Origin of the sequence: Aquincola sp. J276 (assembly GCF_024700035.1) — a bacterium.
GTDB lineage: Bacteria > Pseudomonadota > Gammaproteobacteria > Burkholderiales > Burkholderiaceae_C > Aquincola > Aquincola tertiaricarbonis.
The window spans coordinates 1270782-1288032 of sequence record NZ_JAJONC010000001.1 but is presented as its reverse complement, the minus strand read 5'-3'; the positions used below and the strand labels follow the sequence as shown (position 1 = coordinate 1288032).

The following is a 17251-nucleotide window of genomic DNA, read 5'->3' as shown; positions in this document are numbered from 1 at the left end:
CCCGGGGTGCTAGTGCACCAGGGCCTCCACACCTGCGGTGGCCAGGCGATGGTCGGGCAGGTGGGCTTCCAGCCAGCCGAGGTCGAGTTGCAGGTGTTCCAGCAGTGCCGACTGCATCAGCTGCAGGCCGTCCTGCACCGGCACGCCCAGCTCGCGGCAGTCGGTGATGACGCTGGCCAGCCGCAGCGCGGCGCCCATGCGGCTGAAGGGCCGGGTGGCCAGCGGATCGACCGCCGCGGTGAGCGCCATCACCAGCGAGGCGGGGAAATGCCAGTGGTGCGCCAGCGCGGCCGTCACCTCGGGGGTGGCTGCAGCCGAAGAGGCGGCTTTCCACGCCGATGGTGGAGTCGACCGTGCTGGCCTGGTAGTGGGCCAGCACCGAATGCTCGGGGTCGGTCATCAGCATCAGGATCTGGCCGGTGCGCAGCACCAGGCCGCCGAGGTAGGCCTCGTCCTCGTCCAGGCCCATCGCCCGTGCCAGCGGCTGGGTGTAGGCCGCCAGCGCCAGCGTGGAGCGCCAGAAGGCCAGGCGGTCGAAGCCGATCACCGACGGAAAGGCGCTGCACATGCAGGCGGCCAGCGTCAGGTCGCGCAGCGAGCGCAGGCCCAGCGTGGCAGCCGCGTCCTTCAGCGAGGCGATGCTGTGCGAAGGCGAGTAGCGAGGCGAATTGGCCAGCCGCAGCACCTTGGCCGCCAGCACCTGGTCACGCCCGATCAGCCCGGCCACCTCGCCCAGCGAGAGGTCGTCGCGCGAGAAGGAGCGGATCAGCGTGTTGGCCACCTCGGGCATGGCCGGCAGGGTGCTGGCGCATTGCACGAAGGGCGCGAGGTGCGTGGCGGTTCCGAGAGACACGTGACAAGCTCCTGAGCGGCGGGGTTTGTAACGGTCATCGGGCCGCGCCGCGGGAACTTGAGGCATTGCCCGCCTGCGCCGCGCACGCTCCTTCAGCCCGCGCCCGGCGCGAACAAGGCCGCCGCCCGGCGGGCCACTTCCTCGTTGGACACGTCTTCCACATGGGTGGAGACGATCCAGCGGTGGCCGAAGGGGTCGAGGAAGGAGCCGCTGCGGTCGCCGTAGAACTGGTTTTCCACCGGCATGGCGGGCTTGCCGCCGGCGGCGATGGCCGCGGCATACGTCGCGTCCACGTCATCCACGTACAGCATCACCGAGCAGGCGGTGCCGCCGATGGCCTGCGGGCTGCGCACGCCCCACTGGGGCGCGTCCTCGCTGAGCATGATGATCGAGTCGCCGATGCGGATCTCGGCATGCATGATGGCGCCCCCCGGGTCGGCCAGCCGCATCACCTCCACCGCGCCGAAGGCCTGGCGGTAGTAGTCGATGGCGGCCGCCGCGCCGGTGATGGTCAGGTAGGGCGTGGCGGTGTGGTAGCCCTCGGGCTTCTTCTGCACTGCAGCGTTCATCGTGCGCTCCACGGTGGAAAAGGGGGCAACGATTCTGCGGCGCCCCGGCGGGCGCGCCAAGCGCCGGCGTCAGATCTCCAGGTTGTCGATCAGCCGCGTGCTGCCCAGCCGCGCGGCGGCCACCACCACCAGCGGCTCGCCGGCGGCCTGCGGCTGCGCCAGGTCGGCGCGGCGGCGCACTGCCACGTAGTCGGGCTGCCAGCCGCGCTGGCGCAGCGCCTGCAGCGCCGCGGCCTCGATGTCGGCGAAGTCGCGGCGGCCGCCGCGCACCGCCTGGGCCACGCGCTGCAGCTCCGCGCTCAGCGCCACGGCCTCGGTGCGCTCGGCATCGCTGAGGTAGCCGTTGCGCGAGGACAGGGCCAGGCCGCCGTCGGCCCGCACCGTCTCGCCGCCGATCACTTGTATAGGCATGTTGAACTGCTCCACCATGTTGCGCACCACGATGCACTGCTGGTAGTCCTTCTTGCCGAACAGCGCGATGCCGGGCTGCACGATCTGGAACAGCTTCATCACCACGGTGCACACGCCGGTGAAGAAGCCGGGGCGGAAGTGGCCTTCCAGGATGTCGGCCAGCGCCGCGGGCGGCTGCACCTTGAAGCCCTGGAGCACCGGGTACATCTCGGCCTCGTCGGGCGCAAAGACGATGTCGCAGCCGGCGCCTTCCAGCAGCTCGGCGTCGCGCGGCAGGGTGCGCGGGTAGCGGTCGAAGTCCTCGTGCGGCGCGAACTGCAGGCGGTTGACGAAGATGCTGGCCACCACCGGAACGCCGTGCGCCCGGGCCTGGCGCACCAGGGCCAGATGGCCTTCATGCAGGTTGCCCATGGTGGGCACGAAGGCCGGGCGGGGACCGCCCGCCAGCGCGGCGCGCAGTTCGTCGATGCGGTGAAGCACTTTCATCGCGTGTCTCCTGTCGTCGGTTTGTTCAGTAGCCGTGCAGCTTGTCGTCGGGGAAGCTGCCTTCCTTCACCGCCGCCACGTAGGCGCGCACCGCGGCTTCCACGCCGTCGCTGCCCTGCATGAAGTTGCGGACGAACTTCGGCAGCCGGCCTTGCGTCAGGCCCAGCATGTCGTGCAGCACCAGCACCTGGCCGCCGCAGCCCACGCCGGCACCGATGCCGATGACGGGAATCGGCAGCTCATCGGCCAGCATGCGGCCCAGCGCGGCGGGAATCAATTCAACCACCAGCATCTGCGCGCCGGCCTCGGCCAGCTCGCGGGCCTGCTGGCGCATCAGCTGCGCCGCCGCTTCATCGCGGCCCTGGATGCGCCAGCCGCCCAGCGCATGCACCGACTGCGGCGTGAGCCCCAGGTGGGCGCACACCGGCACGCCGCGCTCCGACAGGAAGCGCACCACCGGCGCCGTCCAGCCGCCGCCTTCGAGCTTGACCATGTGCGCGCCGGCCTGCATCAGCCGCACCGCGCTGGCCAGCGCCTGCTCGTTGGACTGGTGGTAGCTGCCGTAGGGCAGGTCGCCCACCACCCAGGCGCTGCGGTTGCCGCGGGCCACGCAGGCGGTGTGGTAGGCCATGTCGTCCAGGCTCACCGGCACGGTGCTGGCCTGGCCCTGCAGCACCATGCCCAGCGAATCGCCCACCAGCAGCACGTCCACGCCGGCCGCATCGAGCAGGCGGGCGAAGGTGGCGTCGTAGCAGGTCAGCATCGCGATCTTCTCGCGGGCGGCATGCATCTCGCGCAGGCGGTGCAGCGTGATCGGCTTGCGTTCGGCAGGGGTCATGGCGCAGGGCAGGGCGGAAAAGCCGCGAGTGTGCCCCAGCCGCCCGCACCCGTAACAGGGCCCCGGTCCGCCGCCAGGGTGGCGGAAGGGAGAGGGAGTCGAACCCTCCCGGCGACGCGTGGCGCCACCCACCGGGTTTGAAGCCCGGCCGTCCCACCGGGGACGATTCCCTTCCGGTGTGTGCGGCCGCCGCTAGCGGCCGCCGTCGAACAGTGCGGCATCGGGCCGCAGCACATGCAGGTCCTTCACGCGGCGGGTGAAGCCCACCCGGTCGAAGAACTCCAGCAACTGGATGGCCCGCTTGCGGCCCAGGCCGGTGGCGTCGCGGAAGCTCGCGGCGCACAGGCCCTGCGGCCCCGCCGCCGCCTGCCGTGCCAGCCCGGCCAGGCGCTCGATCGTGGGCAGCGGATAGTAAAGGTCCTTGACGACGGCGAAGGCCTGGCCGCGGCGCGACAGATTGGCCAGCGTCAGCCGCACCATGGGCTCGGGCGTGGACGTGAGCTTGGCGAGGTCGCGCGCCCACGGCGGATCGAAGCCACCTTCGAGCATCGCCGGCATCAGCCTGCCCACCAGCTTCTCCTCGGCTTCGGACAGCCGCGCCGCATGCGCGGGCAGGTGCAGCCAGTGGCCGCTGCGCACGACGCGGCCCTCGGCCACCAGCGCATCGAGCGCATGGCGGAACACCAGGTCGTCCATGCGCGGCGCGGCCAGGCGCTTGAAGCGGCGCGGATCGGGGCCGATCTCGTCGGGCTGCTGCGCATGCAGCGCCGCCAGCGCGTCCACCAGCCGCTGCTGCAACGCCTGCAGGTGGCCGCTGGCGATGGCGACCAAGTGGCCGGTGTCCTCCGCCCGCGCGGACTGCCCGCCAGGCGCCGGGCACGCCACCGCGCGAGCCTGCGCATCGATGCACACGGCTTCGGCCGGCAACGGCAGGTCCGTGACGCGCCAGCCCAGGCCGCGCGCCAGGGCCGACAGGTCCAGGCCCTGCGGCGCGGCCTGCAGCAGCGCCTGCAGCCGCGGCGCCGCATCGGGCAACGCGGCGGCGGCCAGCCACTGCAGCCGCTCCGGCGTGCGGCGGTAGCGCGCCGGCGCCTGCGCGTCGAGCACGGTGATGCCGGCCACGGTGCGGCTGGCGGTGGCGTCGCGCAGCACGCCGCGGTCGCCATGCCAGGCGCCCACCGGCGCGCGCAGCACCAGTTGCGCCAGGGCGGTGCCACCGGGCTGCAGGGCTTCGACGTCCAGCAGCGCGACGCTGGCCAGCACGTCGGCGGTGCCCAGGTGCAGGTGCACCGTGGTGCCGCTGCGCAGCGGCCTGGCCTCGCCGGGCCAGAGCTGCAGGCGCACGTCCATGCGTTCGGTGGCCTGGGCCACTTCGGGTGCGCACAGCCATTGGCCGCGGCCCACCGCCTCACGCTCGATGCCGGCCAGTGCCACCGCGCAGCGCTGGCCGGGCGCGGCCTGCTGCGCCGGCTGGTTCTGCGCATGCAGGCTGCGCACGCGCAGCAGGCGATCGCCGGGCACCAGGCGCAGCTCGTCGCCCACCGACACGGCGCCTGCATGCACGCTGCCGGTGACGACGGTGCCGGTGCCGGCCAGCGTGAAGGCGCGGTCGATGGCCAGCCGGAACGCTGGCCGCGCATCGGCCGCGCGCGGGATGGCGGCCTGCTGCAGCAGGTGGCGGCGCAGTTCGTCGACGCCAATGCCGGTGGTGGCCGACACCTCAAACGCCGGCGCGCCGGCCAGCGGCGTGGGCGCCAGCAGCGCTTGCACCTCGGTGTGCACCTGCTGCAGGCGCGCGGCGTCCACCCGGTCCGCCTTGGTGAGGGCGACGGTGCCGTGCGACAGGCCCAGCAGCGCAGCCACCGCAAGATGCTCGCGGGTCTGCGGCATCACGCCGTCGTCGGCGGCCACCAGCAGCAGCAGGTGGTCGATGCCGGTGGCACCGGCCAGCATGGTGTGCAGCAGGCGCTCATGGCCCGGCACGTCGACGAAGCCGATCACCTGCCCATCGTCGGCCGGCAGGTAGGCATAGCCCAGTTCGATGGAGATGCCGCGGCGCTTTTCCTCGGGCAGGCGGTCGGTGTCCACGCCGGTGAGGGCGCGCACCAGCGTGGTCTTGCCGTGGTCGATGTGGCCTGCAGTGCCAATGATCATGTTCCGACGATCATCCCGCGAGCGGCTCCATGCCCAGCGCCTCGCGCAGCGCCGGCAGCTGCGCCATGAACGGCGCGGCCTCGTCCAGGCAGCGCAGGTCCAGCAGCAGCTGGTCGTGCGCGATGCGGCCCACCACCGGCAGCGGCAGGCCGCGCAGCGCGCGGGCCAGTTCGTCCAGCGCGGTGCCCACGCCCTTGGGGCTGCCCGCGGGTCCGATCGCCAGGCCGGCCGAAGGCAGCCGGTCCACCGGCAGCGAGCCCGAGCCGATCTGGCTGCTGAGAGCGACGCAGCCCACCTCGAAGCGCGGCGACAGCGCCTGCGCCACCGCCGGCTGCAGCGCCTGCGCCATGGCCGCCACCTGCGATTGCGGCCGCGTGAGGTGGCGCAGCGTGGGCAGGTCGCGCACCAGCCGCTCGGGCTGCAGGTACAGCATCAGCGTGGCCTCCAGCGCCGCCAGCGGCAGCTTGGACATGCGCAGCGCCCGCTTCATCGGGAACTTGCGGATGCGGCCCACCGCCGCCCGGCTGCCGACGATGAGCCCGGCCTGCGGACCGCCCAGCAGCTTGTCGCCGCTGAAGGTGACCACGTCGCAGCCGGCGCGCAGCATCTCCTGCGGCAGCGGCTCGCGCGGCAGGCCGTGGGCGGCCAGGTCGATGAGCGATCCGCTGCCCAGGTCGGTGGCCAGCGGCACGCCGCGCGCATGGCACAGCGGCGCCAGCACCGCTTCGCTCACCGCCGAGGTGAAGCCCTGCACCGCGTAATTGCTGGTGTGCACCTTCATCACCAGCGCGGTGCGCTCGTTCAGCGCCTGCTGGTAGTCGGCCGGGTGGGTGCGGTTGGTGGTGCCCACCTCCACCATCTGCGCGCCGGCGCTGGCCATCACGTCGGGCATGCGGAAGGCGCCGCCGATCTCCACCAGCTCGCCGCGCGAGACGACGACCTCGCGCCCGCGGGCCAGCGCCGCGATGGTCAGCAGCACCGCGCCGGCGTTGTTGTTGACCACGGTGGCCGCCTCGGCACCGGTGATCTCGCACAGCAGCTCTTCCACCAGCGTGTCGCGGTCGCCGCGGCCGCCGGTGTCGAGGTCGAACTCCAGGTTGTTCGGCCCGGCCATGGTGCTGACGATGCGGGCGATGGCCTCGTCGGCCAGCACCGAGCGGCCCAGGTTGGTATGGATCACCGTGCCCGTGAGGTTGAGCACCGGCCTGAGCCGCGGCGCCAGGCGGTCGCGGCAGCGGACCGCCAGGTCGGCGGCCAGGGTGTCGGGCTGCAGGGCCGCGGGTGCCAGCAGGCCGGCACGCGCGGCTTCGCGGCGCCGGGCGACCAGTGCCCGCGCCTCGCCGGCCACCAGCGTGTGGCCGTGCGTGGCCACGAGCGCCTGCACGGCAGGCCACTGCAGGATGCGGTCGACCGAAGGAAGCTGCTGGAGCAAAGCCTTCGAGCCATGGACCATGGACTCGTCGGGCCGCATCGTCATGAGGATTCGGCGTCCCCGAACAGCAGCATCAGGTTGACGCCGGCGCGCTGGTGGCCGGCTTCGCTGACCAGCAGGTCGAGCGCCACGCTGGCCAGGTCGTCGGCCATCGGCTCCACCTCGGGGTCGCGTTCCATCGCCACCATCTTCAGGTAGTGGCCGCAGCTCTCGCAGCATTCGGCCTTCACCGCGCCGAGGTAGGCACCGCGCGCAGTGCCGTCCGGGGCCGGCGCTTCCAGCTGCTGGTAGCTGATGCCGCGGGTGCTCTCGCAATGCGCGCACTTGATGCGCACGTAGTGCCACTGCGTGGCGCAGACCGAGCAGGCCAGGTAGCGGTGGCCCGATTCGTCCGCGCCGATGCGGGTGACGCTGGCGGTGGGCGCACTGCCGCAGCAGGGGCAGCCGGTGGCGGGGTCGGTGCGACCGAACACCGCATCGCCGTGTGCCTGCGCGGTGGCGATCACCGCATGGGTGAAGAAGGCCTGCAGCCCCGCAGCCACCAGCGGCGCGGCCGCCAGGTCCAGGCTGCGGGCGATGCCGTTGCGCAGGGCGTCGGCCTGGCGGTCGAGCCAGGCGTCGTCCGCTGCCATCACGCGCCGCACCACCTCGCGCGCCGGGCCTTCCGGCAGCCGCTGGTCGAGCAGGCCCAGCAGCCGGCGCAGCTCGGTGCGCCAGGCCGCATCCAGCGGCCACAGCGTGGCCGGCAGCGGCGGCAGCAGGCCGCGGGCGGCGGCATCGCAGGCCGCGGCATCGGGCAGCGGCACGCTGGCGTAGTCCTGCAGCACCTGGTGCTGGGCCTGCACCAGCTCGGCGATGAACAGCAGGTAGTCGCGCATCGGATGCGCGGCAGCCAGCTGGCGCAGCCGCAGGGCGCGCTCGGCATACACCGTGGCGCGCTGCGGCAGGCGCAGGAACGGCATCTGCCGGCCTGCCTGGATGGCGATCTGTTCGGGGTCGAGCAGCCGGCTGGTGCGGGTCGTCGTGGTGGGGTCAGTCACGTGGCGGATGGCCTTCGGTCATTTCACGGTGCCACAGCGGATGGTTGTGGCGGGCCCAGCTGTCGGTCACGGTGCCGCGCGTCATCGCCCGCGTGGTGCCCTTGACCCAGATGGCCGCATACACATGCACGATGACCGACAGCACCAGCACCACCGCCGACACCGCATGGACCAGGATGGCCAGCCGGCGCACCGTCACCGGGAACAGGTGGAAGAAGTAGGGCGCCCAGAACATGAAGCCGGTGACCAGCAGCAGCAGCAGGCTCACCGCGAAGCCCCAGAACACCAGCTTCTGCCCGGCGTTGTACTTGCCCACGGCCGGCATCGCGCCCTTGTTGCCCTTGAGCATCTGGCCGGAATGCCGCAGCCACTCGCGGTCGGCGCGGCCGATGAGGTTCTCCCGCCAGACGGTGAAGAACAGGAACACGAAGCCCAGCACCATCGCCAGCCCGAGGAACGGATGCAGGATGCGCGTGAGCTGGCCGCCGCCGAACAGGTTGCTGAAGAAGAACAGCACCGGATGGAAGAGGGCCAGGCCCGACAGCGCCGCCGCGAAGAACAGCAGCGCCACGAACCAGTGGTTCATGCGCGTGCCGTCCTTGTAGCGGCGGATCTCGCCGGGATGGGTGGCCGTGGCGGTGGTCCGCGCGGGGGTGCTCGTCGTGGTCATGGCCGGTCCTCCGCGTCCTTGTCCTCCACCGGGCCCACCTTCATGTAGTGGAAGAAGCCGCCCAGCACCGCGCCGGCCATGGCCACCAGCGCCAGCGGCTTGGCCAGGCCCTTCCACAGGCCCACCAGCGGGCTGATGTGCGGGTCCTTCGGCAGGCCGTGGTACAGCTCGGGCCGGTCGGCATGCTGCAGCACGTACATCACGTGCGTGCCGCCCACGCCGGCGGGGTCGTACAGGCCGGCATTCTGGAAGCCACGCTCCTTCAGGTCGACCAGCCGTTCCTCGGCGTAGTCGTGCATGTCCTCCTTGGTGCCGAAGCGGATGGCGCCGGTGGGGCAGGCCTTCACGCAGGCCGGCTCCAGGCCCACCGTCACGCGGTCGGAGCACAGGCTGCACTTGTAGGCCTTGTTGTCCACCTCGCTCAGCCGCGGCACGTCGAACGGGCAGCCGCTGACGCAGTAGCCGCAGCCGATGCAGTGCTCGCTGATGAAGTCGACGATGCCGTTGCTGTACTTGACGATGGCGCCCGGGCTTGGGCAGGCCTTCAGGCAGCCCGGGTCCTCGCAGTGCATGCAGCCGTCCTTGCGGATCAGCCACTCGAGCTTGTTCTCCTCGGGCTCCACTTCCGAGAAGCGCATCACCGTCCAGCTCTTGGGGGTGAGGTCGTTGGGGTTGTCGTAGGTGCCGTGGTTGGTGCCCACCTCGTCACGCAGGTCGTTCCACTGCATGCAGGCCACCTGGCAGGCTTTGCAGCCGATGCAGGTGGACACGTCGATGAGTTTGGCGACCTCGGGTTGCTTGCGGACCTGCGGCGCGGCCGTGGGCGTGGCCGAGCGCAGTTCGATGTCCAGGGATTGCAGCGAAGACATGCGTCAGTGCTCCTTCATGCCTTCTCGATGTTGACGGTGAAGCTCTTGTACTCGGGCGTCTGGGTGTTGGCATCGCCCACGAACGGCGTCAGCGTGTTCACCAGGTAGCCTGGCCGCGCCACGCCCACGAAGCCCCAGTGGTTGGGCAGGCCCACCGTGTGCATCGGCTTGCCGTCGCATTCCAGCGCCCGGATGCGCTTGGTGACCACGCACACCGCCTTGATGAAGCCGCGCGGGCTGCTCACCTTGACCATGTCGCCATGGGCGATGCCCTTCTCCTTGGCCAGGGCCTCGCCGATCTCCACGAACTGCTGCGGCTGGATGATGGCCGAGGTCTGCACGTTCTTGGTCCAGTAGTGGAAGTGCTCGGTCAGCCGGTAGCTGGTGGCCGCATACGGATAGTCCTTGGGCTGGCCCATCGCATCCAGGTCGCGCTTGAACACCCGGGCCGCAGGATTGGCCCGTGCCACCGGGTTGTCCGGATGCAGCGGATTGCCCACCAGCGGCGACTCGAAGGGCTCGTAGTGCTCGGGCAGCGGTCCCTCGGCCATGCCCGTGGGCGCGAACAGGCGTGCCACGCCCTCGGCCGTCATGATGAACGGATGCACCGCCTCGGGCTCGTTCGGGTTGGCGCCCGGTGCGATGTCGGGCACGTCGGCCCCGCCCCAGGCCGTGCCGGTCCAGGCGAGGTAGCGGCGGTCGGCACGCCAGGGCTTGCCGGTGGGGTCGGCCGAGGCGGCGTTGTAGAGGATGCGCCGGTTGGCCGGCCAGGCCCAGGCCCAGTTCAGCGCCTGGCCCACGCCATAGGGGTCGCTGTTGTCGCGCCGGGCCATCTGGTTGCCGGCCTGGGTCCAGCTGCCGGCATAGATCCAGCAGCCGCAGGCGGTGCTGCCGTCGTCGCGCAGCAGGCCGAAGCCGGACACCTGCTCGCCGGCCTTGGCCAGCACCTTGGTCGGGTCCTTGGGATCGGTCACGTCGGCCAGGGCGCGGCCGTTGTACTCGCGCGCCAGCTCCTCCGACGACGGGCTGTGCGGGATCTTGTAGCCCCAGGTCAGCTTGAGGATGGGGTCGGGGAAGGCGCCGCCCTCCTTCTGGTACAGCGCACGGATGCGCGTCCAGATGCCGGCCACGATCTCCACGTCGCCACGGGCCTCGCCGGGCGGCTCGGCGCCCTTCCAGTGCCACTGCAGCCAGCGGCTGGAATTGGTGAGCGAGCCGTCCTCCTCCGCGAAGCAGGTGGACGGCAGGCGGAACACCGTGGTCTGGATGTCCTCGGGCTTGACGTCGTTGAACTCGCCGAAGTTGCGCCAGAACTCGCTGGTCTCGGTCACCAGCGGGTCGATGGTCACCAGGAACTTGAGCCTGGACAGGCCCTCGACCACCTTGGCCTTGTGCGGGAATGAGCCCACCGGGTTGAAGCCCTGGCAGATGTAGCCATTGAGCTTGCCCTGGGTCATCAGCTCGAAGGTCTGCAGCACGTCGTACAGCTTGTCGATCTTCGGCAGGTAGTGGAAGGCCCACTCGTTGTCCGCGGTTGCGGCGTCGCCCCACCAGGCCTTCTGCAGGCTGACGAAGAACTTGGGGTAGTTCTGCCAGTAGCTCATCTGGTTGGGGCGCAGCGGCTTCAGCGCACGGGGCTTGTAGTAGTCCTCCAGCGTCTGCTCGCTCTCGCGGGCCAGCGACAGGTAGCCGGGCAGCGAGTTCGACAGCAACCCCAGGTCGGTCAGGCCCTGGATGTTGCTGTGGCCGCGCAGCGCATTCATGCCGCCGCCGGGCACGCCGATGTTGCCCAGCAGCAGCTGCACGATGGCCGCGGTGCGGATGATCTGCGAGCCCTGGCTGTGCTGCGTCCAGCCCAGCGCATACATGATGGTCATGGTGCGCTCGGGGCCGGCGGTGCTGGCGATGTACTCGCACACCTTCAGGAACTGGTCCTGCGGCGTGCCGGTGATGCGGCTCACCATCTCGGGCGTGTAGCGCTCGTAGTGGCGCTTCATCACCTGCAGCACGCACTGCGGGTCCTGCATCGTGGGGTCGACGCGGGCGAAGCCCTGGTCGTCCATGGCATAGCCCCAGCTCTTGTTGTCGTAGCTGCGCTTGTCGGGGTTGTAGCCGCTGAACAGGCCATTCTCGAACTTGTAGTCAGGCCCGACGATGAAGCTGGCGTTCGTGTAGCTGCGGACGTACTCGGTCTGGATCTTGTCGTTGCTCAGCAGGTATCGGATGACGCCGCCCAGGAAGGCGATGTCGCTGCCGGGCCGGATGGGCGCGTAGTAGTCGGCCATGGCGGCCGAACGCGTGAAGCGCGGGTCCACCACCACCAGCCGGGCCTTGTTGTGCTTCTTGGCCTCGATCACCCACTTGAAGCCGCACGGATGCGCCTCGGCGGCGTTGCCACCCATGATCAGCACGAGATCCGCGTTCTGGATGTCCTGCCAATGGTTGGTCATCGCACCGCGGCCGAACGTCGGGGCCAGACTGGCCACCGTCGGTCCGTGTCAAACGCGGGCCTGGTTATCGAAGGCGAGCATGCCCAACGACCGGAACGCCTTGTGCGTGATGTAGCCGGTTTCGTTGGACGAGGCGGAGGCACACAGCATGCCGGTGGACACCCACCGGTTCACCGGCTTGCCGTCCGCCGTGGTGGCGATGAAGTTGGCATCGCGGTCGGCCTTCATCAGCTTGGCGATGCGGTCGAGCGCCTCGCCCCAGCCGATGCGCTTCCACTCCTTGCTGCCGGGCTCGCGCACTTCGGGGTACTTCAGCCGGTTGGGGCTGTGCACGAAGTCCAGCAGGCCGGCGCCCTTGGGGCACAGCGTGCCGCGGTTGACCGGGTGATCCGGGTCACCCTCGATGTGCATGATGTCGGCGGTGACGTTCTTCGCCTTGTCGCCGAGGCTGTACATGATGATCCCGCAGCCCACCGAGCAGTACGGGCAGGTGTTGCGGGTCTCGGTGGCGCGGGCCAGCTTGAAGGTGCGGGCTTCGGCCAGTGCGGCATCGGGCGAGAACCCCAGCGCCACGAGGCTGGAGCCGACCAGGCCCGCCCCGCTGACCCGGAAGAACTGCCTTCGGTCCATGTCCATCATCAAAAAAGCTCCTGGGTGAATTCCTGGGGGCTGGAGAAGTGGGGTTCAGCGGCTGGCGGCGCTGGCCGCGCCGTCACCGGCGGTGGGCGCGGGCGCCTCGCTGCCGGTGTGGCCTCCGGAGCCGGCCACGCCGCCGATGGCGGCCGCGCCGTCGGACGGCCCGACCGAGGAAGCGGCATGCGCCTCGTCGACCGGCTTGACGCCCGGCTGCGCACCGCTGGCGGTGGAGGTCGGCGCGTTGGCCGGGGCCGCTTGCGCGGTGGGAGTGGGTGGCGTGGCGGGCTTGGGATCGCAGGCCGACAGGGCCGCGAGGATGGCGCTGAAGAACGCCATGCCCACCATCTTCGAAAGCCACGACTGCGGGCGGGGGTACTGCATCGGCACCAGCCTAGCCCGCCCGCCGCGCCGGGTCAATCGGCGCTTGCGCCGTGTCAGCTGGGCATGCCGGGGCTGCCGTCCTCGGCCGGCTGGTTCAGCTCCAGCCAGTAGCGGCCCACGCGGCGCAATGCCTGCAGGTAGTCCTCGAACTGCACCGGCTTGACCACGTAGCTGTTGGCCCCCAGCCGGTGGCTGCGCTGCACGTCCACCCGCTCCTGCGAGCTGCTGAGCATCACCACCGGCACCAGGCGGGTGGCTGGATAGGCGCGCAGCCGGGCCAGCACCTCCAGGCCGTCCAGCTTGGGCAGCTTCACGTCCAGCAGCACCAGCCGTGGCGGCGGCGCGTCGCGCCGGCCGGCATGGCGGCCCTGGGCGAGCAGGAAGTCCACCGCTTCCTGGCCGTCGTGCACCACCTGCATGCCGCCGCGCAGCGGCACCTGGCGCAGGCCGCGCAGGGTGAGTTCGAGGTCGATGGCTTCGTCCTCGGCGATGAGCACGTCTATGGGGGAGGGCGGGTTCACGGCGGGCAAGGCAGGTCGGTTGTCACGGCGCAGGCAGGTGGAACTGGAAGGTGGCGCCCTGGCCGGGCGTGGCGCCGGCCTGGATGTCGCCGCCATGGCGCTGCACGATCTGCTGCACGATGGCCAGGCCGACGCCGGTGCCTTCGAACTCGGCGGAGGGATGCAGCCGCTCGAACACACCGAACAGCTTGTCGGCATGCCGCATGTCGAAGCCCACGCCGTTGTCGCGCACCAGGTAGTGCACGCTGCCATCGGCGCGGGCGTGGCCGCTGACCTCGATCACCGCCAGCGTGCGCGGCCGGCTGTACTTCAAGGCGTTGGACAGCAGGTTCACCCACACCTGGCGCAGCAGCTCGGTGTCGCCATGGCAGGGCGGCAGCTGCCCCACGCGCAGCTCCACCTGCCGGCCGGCGCGCAGCGGCGCCAGCATCGCCAGTGCCTCGGCCACCAGCGCCTGGGTGTTGACCGCCCGCTTGACCAGCCGCGCCCGGCCGGCGCGGGAGAAGCTCAACAGGTCGGTGATCAGCCGGCCCATCTTCTGCGCGCTGTCGCGGATCAGCGAAAGGTACTGGCGGCCGGTGTCGGGCAGCAGCGGGCCGTAGTCGTCCAGCACGATCTTGGAGAAGCCATCGATGGCGCGCAGCGGTGCCCGCAGGTCATGCGAGACGGTGTAGCTGAAGGCCTCCAGCTGCTTGAGCGCGGCTTCGAATTCCGCCGTGCGCAGCTGCAGCCGCTGCTCGAAGTCGCTGCGCAGCTGCTCGATCTGGGCCGCGCAGCCGCCGCAGGTGCAGCCCGGGGACGGCATGGTGCCGCGGGCGGGCATGGGCTCCGGCACTGCGGCCGGTCTGGTCTCTTCTGAAAGCATGTCGTCCCCCGGCGGCCTGGCAGGGCAGGCCGTTGCAACGGGGGGCCATGCTGCAGATCGGGTGGATTCGCCGGGCAGTTTTCTGCAGGCGGGTGCGCACTACGTCACGACAGGAAACACAACTGTCGCGTTGCCGGCGCGCGGCCGTTCACTCCACACGCAGGCCCGGGCCACCCGCCTCGAAGCGGCCGACCGGCACCGCGTCGGCAAAGCCGGCCTGCGCGAACACGGCCATCACCTCGTCCAGCGCCTGCGGCGCGCAGCTCACCAGCAGGCCGCCGGAGGTCTGCGGATCGGTCAGCAGCGCCTGGGCGGTGGGCGGCAGGCCGGCGGCCAGCCGCACTTCGGCGCCATAGCCCGCCCAGTTGCGGCCGGAGGCACCGGTGACGAAGCCGTCGGCCGCCATCGCCTCGATGCCGGGCAGCAGCGGCACCCGCGCCCAATCGATCACCGCGGTGAGGCCGGCGCCGCGCGCCATCTCCAGCGCATGGCCGGCCAGGCCGAAGCCGGTGACGTCGGTCAGCGCATGCACGCCCGGCAGCTCGGCCAGCGCGATGCCGGGCGTGTTCAGCCGGGTGGTGGTGTCGATCAGCCGCGCATAACCGGCCGCATCCAGCTTGCCCTTCTTGAGCGCGGCCGACAGCACGCCCACCCCCAGCGGCTTGCCCAGCACCAGCACGTCCCCGGCCCGTGCGGCGGCATTGCGCCGCACCTTGGACGGATGCACCAGGCCCATCACCACCAGGCCGTAGATCGGCTCCACCGAGTCGATGGTGTGGCCGCCGGCGATGGGGATGCCCGCCGCCTGGCACACCGATTCGCCGCCGCGCAGCACCTGCCCGATGACCTCCACCGGCAGCTGGTTCACGGGCATGGCCACCAGTGCCAGCGCCATGATGGGCCGCCCGCCCATGGCGTACACGTCGCTGATGGCGTTGGTGGCGGCGATGCGGCCGAAGTCGAACGGATCGTCGACGATGGGCATGAAGAAGTCGGTGGTGGCGATCAGCGCCTGCTCGTCGTTGAGCTGGTAGACGGCGGCGTCGTCGGCCGTCTCGATGCCCACCAGCAGCTGCGGCGGCAGCAGGCCGCCGGCGCGCTGGCGCAGGATCTCGTTGAGCACACCGGGCGCGATCTTGCAGCCGCAGCCGCCGCCGTGGGAGAAGCTGGTCAGGCGCAGGGCGGCATCGGGCGTCGCGGCGGGGGTCGGGCTGGTCATCGGCATCACTCCTCGGGGCTGGGCCGGTGATTGTGGCCGCCGCCCGGGTGGCCCTGGGCGCGCGAGGCATTACCCTTGCGCCCGGCGCGTGGTGCCTCGTCGAGGTCCGCGGTACGCCCTGCATGCACCAGAAAGCCTCCCGATGAACATTCGACTCACCCGCCGCGCGCTGGCCGCGCTGCTGCTCGGCGCCAGCGCCGCCACCTGGGCCCAGACCGGCACCCTGCGTGTCTCGGCCATCCCCGACGAAGCCCCCACCGAGCTGCAGCGCAAGTTCAAGCCGCTGGGCGACTACCTCAGGCAGCAGACCGGCATGGAGGTGCAGTTCGTGCCCGTGACCGACTACGCCGCGGTGGTGGAAGGCCTGGCCACGCAGAAGATCGACCTGGCCTGGCTGGGTGGCTTCACCTACGTGCAGGCGCGCATGCGCACCCAGGGCGGCGCGGTGCCCATCGTGCAGCGGGCGGAGGATGCGGTGTTCACCAGCCGCTTCATCGTGCCCAAGGACAGTCCGGCCAAGACCCTGGCCGACCTGAAGGGCAAGACCTTCGCCTTCGGTGCGCCTTCGTCCACCTCGGGCAGCCTGATGCCGCGCTTTTTCCTGCTGCAGGCCGGCATCAACCCCGAGACCGACTTCAAGACCGTGGCCTTCTCCGGCGCGCACGACGCCACCGTGGCCTTCGTGGCCGCAGGCCGCGCCGAGGCGGGCGTGCTCAACGCGTCGGTGCTGGACAAGCTGAACGAAGCCGGCAATCCCAACGCCGCCAAGGTGCGGGTGCTGGCGGTGACGCCGCCTTACTTCGACTACAACTGGACGGTGCGCCCCGGCCTGGACGCCGCGCTGACGCGCAAGCTGACCGACGCCTTCCTGCAGCTGGACCCGGCCAACCCGCAGCACAAGGAGATCATGGCGCTGCAGCGCGCCAGCAAGTTCATCCCCACGCAGTCGTCCAACTACGACGGCATCGAGTCCGCGGCCAAGTCGGCCGGCCTCATCAAGTAGGGCGCGGCCATGTCCTTCCAGCTGGAAGGCGTGGGCCTGGTGCATGCCAACGGCCACCGCGCGTTGAAGGCGGTGACGCTGGCCGCGCGCGCGGGCGAGCGCATCGCCGTCATCGGCCCTTCGGGCGCAGGCAAGACCAGCCTGCTGCGCCTGGCCGGCTGCGCGCTGCGCCCCAGCCAGGGTCGCCTGACGGTGCTGGGCCTGCAGCCCTGGCAGCTGCCGCCGCGCGGGCTGCGCCGGCTGCGGGCGCGCATCGGCACCGTGCACCAGGCGCCGCCGATCCCGCCGCGGCTGCGCGTGGTCACGGCGGTGCTGGCCGGCCGGCTGGGCCAGTGGAGCCTGGGCCGTGCGCTGTGGTCGCTGCTGCATCCGGCCGACATCGCCGGTGCGCAGGAGGTGCTGTACAGGCTGGAGCTGGCCGACCGGCTGTTCGACCGCTGCGACCGGCTCTCCGGCGGGCAGCTGCAGCGGGTGGGCATCGCCCGCGTGCTGTACCAGCGGCCCGAGCTGATGCTGGCCGACGAGCCGGTGTCGGCGCTGGACCCGACGCTGGCCGATGCCGCGGTGCAGAGGCTGGTGGGCCAGAGCGAGGCCACCGGCGCCACGCTGCTGGCCTCGCTGCATGCGGTGGAGCTGGCGCTGCGCTGGTTTCCGCGGGTGGTGGGCCTGCGTGCGGGCGAGGTGATGTTCGACCTGCCGGCCCCCGAGGTGACGCCGCCGCTGCTGCAGGCCCTGTATGCCGGCGACACCGCCGCGCCGGCCTTCGGCGGCCTGTTGCCGGCCGCCCTGCCGCTGGCCGCCGGCGCGATGTGCCGGTGAGGCGGTGGCGATGACCCCCTTGCCCGTGCCGCCGG

16 protein-coding genes, 1 tRNA gene and 1 pseudogene are annotated in these 17251 nt (G+C 71.3%); 2 read left to right on the top strand and 16 right to left on the bottom strand.

What is annotated here, in order from left to right:
• Nucleotides 1-9 precede the first annotated feature (9 nt).
• The 16 genes and pseudogenes from LRS14_RS06010 to selD form a co-directional block, all read right to left on the bottom strand.
• Entirely contained in the window at nt 10-297 is a 288-nt protein-coding gene (locus LRS14_RS06010; RefSeq protein WP_257798959.1) for a hypothetical protein, read from the bottom strand.
• 16 nt (nt 298-313) lie between these two features.
• Nucleotides 314-790: pseudogene (locus LRS14_RS30590) on the bottom strand (HDOD domain-containing protein); the annotation flags it as partial.
• Nucleotides 791-945: 155 nt separating this feature from the next.
• Entirely contained in the window at nt 946-1422 is a 477-nt protein-coding gene (locus LRS14_RS06005; RefSeq protein WP_046111495.1) for a VOC family protein, read from the bottom strand.
• A gap of 69 nt (nt 1423-1491) precedes the next feature.
• Nucleotides 1492-2319, bottom strand: a complete 828-nt coding sequence (gene panC / locus LRS14_RS06000) for a pantoate--beta-alanine ligase (RefSeq protein ID WP_257798958.1) — start codon at nt 2317-2319, stop codon at nt 1492-1494.
• A gap of 25 nt (nt 2320-2344) precedes the next feature.
• Nucleotides 2345-3157, bottom strand: a complete 813-nt coding sequence (gene panB, locus LRS14_RS05995) for a 3-methyl-2-oxobutanoate hydroxymethyltransferase (RefSeq protein WP_257798957.1) — start codon at nt 3155-3157, stop codon at nt 2345-2347.
• A 79-nt stretch (nt 3158-3236) separates the two neighbouring features.
• A tRNA-Sec gene (locus tag LRS14_RS05990) sits at nt 3237-3332 on the bottom strand.
• A gap of 17 nt (nt 3333-3349) precedes the next feature.
• Nucleotides 3350-5311, bottom strand: a complete 1962-nt coding sequence (selB, locus tag LRS14_RS05985; RefSeq protein WP_257798956.1) for a selenocysteine-specific translation elongation factor — start codon at nt 5309-5311, stop codon at nt 3350-3352.
• A 10-nt stretch (nt 5312-5321) separates the two neighbouring features.
• On the bottom strand, nt 5322-6788 hold the full coding sequence (selA, locus tag LRS14_RS05980; RefSeq protein WP_257798955.1) for an L-seryl-tRNA(Sec) selenium transferase: 1467 nt from the start codon (nt 6786-6788) through the stop codon (nt 5322-5324).
• A complete protein-coding gene (fdhE, locus tag LRS14_RS05975) occupies nt 6785-7783 on the bottom strand; it encodes a formate dehydrogenase accessory protein FdhE (protein WP_257798954.1) in 999 nt (332 codons plus the stop codon). The genes selA and fdhE overlap by 4 nt, the downstream gene beginning before the upstream one ends.
• Complete coding sequence (locus LRS14_RS05970) at nt 7776-8453, bottom strand: formate dehydrogenase subunit gamma (protein ID WP_257798953.1); 678 nt, start codon at nt 8451-8453, stop codon at nt 7776-7778. Before LRS14_RS05970 ends, fdhE begins: the two co-directional genes overlap by 8 nt.
• The gene (fdxH, locus tag LRS14_RS05965; RefSeq protein ID WP_046111489.1) at nt 8450-9322 is read right to left on the bottom strand and encodes a formate dehydrogenase subunit beta; all 873 of its coding nucleotides are present in this window, start codon (nt 9320-9322) and stop codon (nt 8450-8452) included. Before fdxH ends, LRS14_RS05970 begins: the two co-directional genes overlap by 4 nt.
• 14 nt (nt 9323-9336) lie before the next feature.
• A complete protein-coding gene (gene fdnG / locus LRS14_RS05960; protein WP_257798952.1) occupies nt 9337-12411 on the bottom strand; it encodes a formate dehydrogenase-N subunit alpha in 3075 nt (1024 codons plus the stop codon).
• Nucleotides 12412-12456: 45 nt separating this feature from the next.
• On the bottom strand, nt 12457-12789 hold the full coding sequence (locus LRS14_RS05955) for a hypothetical protein (RefSeq protein ID WP_046111486.1): 333 nt from the start codon (nt 12787-12789) through the stop codon (nt 12457-12459).
• 53 nt (nt 12790-12842) lie between these two features.
• Entirely contained in the window at nt 12843-13310 is a 468-nt protein-coding gene (locus LRS14_RS05950) for a response regulator (protein ID WP_257798951.1), read from the bottom strand.
• Nucleotides 13311-13332: 22 nt separating this feature from the next.
• Complete coding sequence (locus LRS14_RS05945; protein ID WP_257798950.1) at nt 13333-14133, bottom strand: ATP-binding protein; 801 nt, start codon at nt 14131-14133, stop codon at nt 13333-13335.
• 190 nt (nt 14134-14323) lie between these two features.
• Nucleotides 14324-15394 carry a selenide, water dikinase SelD gene (gene selD, locus LRS14_RS05940; protein ID WP_257798949.1) on the bottom strand — a complete coding sequence of 357 codons (1071 nt, stop codon included), beginning with the start codon at nt 15392-15394 and terminating at the stop codon, nt 14324-14326.
• A gap of 142 nt (nt 15395-15536) precedes the next feature.
• Here selD and LRS14_RS05935 point away from each other — a divergent pair, with 142 nt between their 5' ends.
• Both LRS14_RS05935 and LRS14_RS05930 read left to right on the top strand, forming a co-directional pair.
• Nucleotides 15537-16397 carry a putative selenate ABC transporter substrate-binding protein gene (locus tag LRS14_RS05935; RefSeq protein WP_257798948.1) on the top strand — a complete coding sequence of 287 codons (861 nt, stop codon included), beginning with the start codon at nt 15537-15539 and terminating at the stop codon, nt 16395-16397.
• A 9-nt stretch (nt 16398-16406) separates the two neighbouring features.
• Nucleotides 16407-17216 (top strand): phosphonate ABC transporter ATP-binding protein, encoded by an 810-nt coding sequence (locus tag LRS14_RS05930; protein ID WP_257798947.1) that lies wholly within the window; start codon nt 16407-16409, stop codon nt 17214-17216.
• Nucleotides 17217-17251 lie beyond the last annotated feature (35 nt).

Coding starts and splice junctions, on each gene's coding strand:
- LRS14_RS05955 (WP_046111486.1), bottom strand. CDS start 12,789: ATGCAGTACCCCCGCCCGCAGTCGTGGCTTTCGAAGATGGTGGGCATG.
- selD (WP_257798949.1), bottom strand. CDS start 15,394: ATGACCAGCCCGACCCCCGCCGCGACGCCCGATGCCGCCCTGCGCCTG.
- LRS14_RS05930 (WP_257798947.1), top strand. CDS start 16,407: ATGTCCTTCCAGCTGGAAGGCGTGGGCCTGGTGCATGCCAACGGCCAC.
- panB (WP_257798957.1), bottom strand. CDS start 3,157: ATGACCCCTGCCGAACGCAAGCCGATCACGCTGCACCGCCTGCGCGAG.
- LRS14_RS05935 (WP_257798948.1), top strand. CDS start 15,537: ATGAACATTCGACTCACCCGCCGCGCGCTGGCCGCGCTGCTGCTCGGC.
- LRS14_RS05945 (WP_257798950.1), bottom strand. CDS start 14,133: ATGCCCGCCCGCGGCACCATGCCGTCCCCGGGCTGCACCTGCGGCGGC.
- LRS14_RS05970 (WP_257798953.1), bottom strand. CDS start 8,453: ATGACCACGACGAGCACCCCCGCGCGGACCACCGCCACGGCCACCCAT.
- panC (WP_257798958.1), bottom strand. CDS start 2,319: ATGAAAGTGCTTCACCGCATCGACGAACTGCGCGCCGCGCTGGCGGGC.
- LRS14_RS06005 (WP_046111495.1), bottom strand. CDS start 1,422: ATGAACGCTGCAGTGCAGAAGAAGCCCGAGGGCTACCACACCGCCACG.
- selB (WP_257798956.1), bottom strand. CDS start 5,311: ATGATCATTGGCACTGCAGGCCACATCGACCACGGCAAGACCACGCTG.
- fdxH (WP_046111489.1), bottom strand. CDS start 9,322: ATGTCTTCGCTGCAATCCCTGGACATCGAACTGCGCTCGGCCACGCCC.
- selA (WP_257798955.1), bottom strand. CDS start 6,788: ATGACGATGCGGCCCGACGAGTCCATGGTCCATGGCTCGAAGGCTTTG.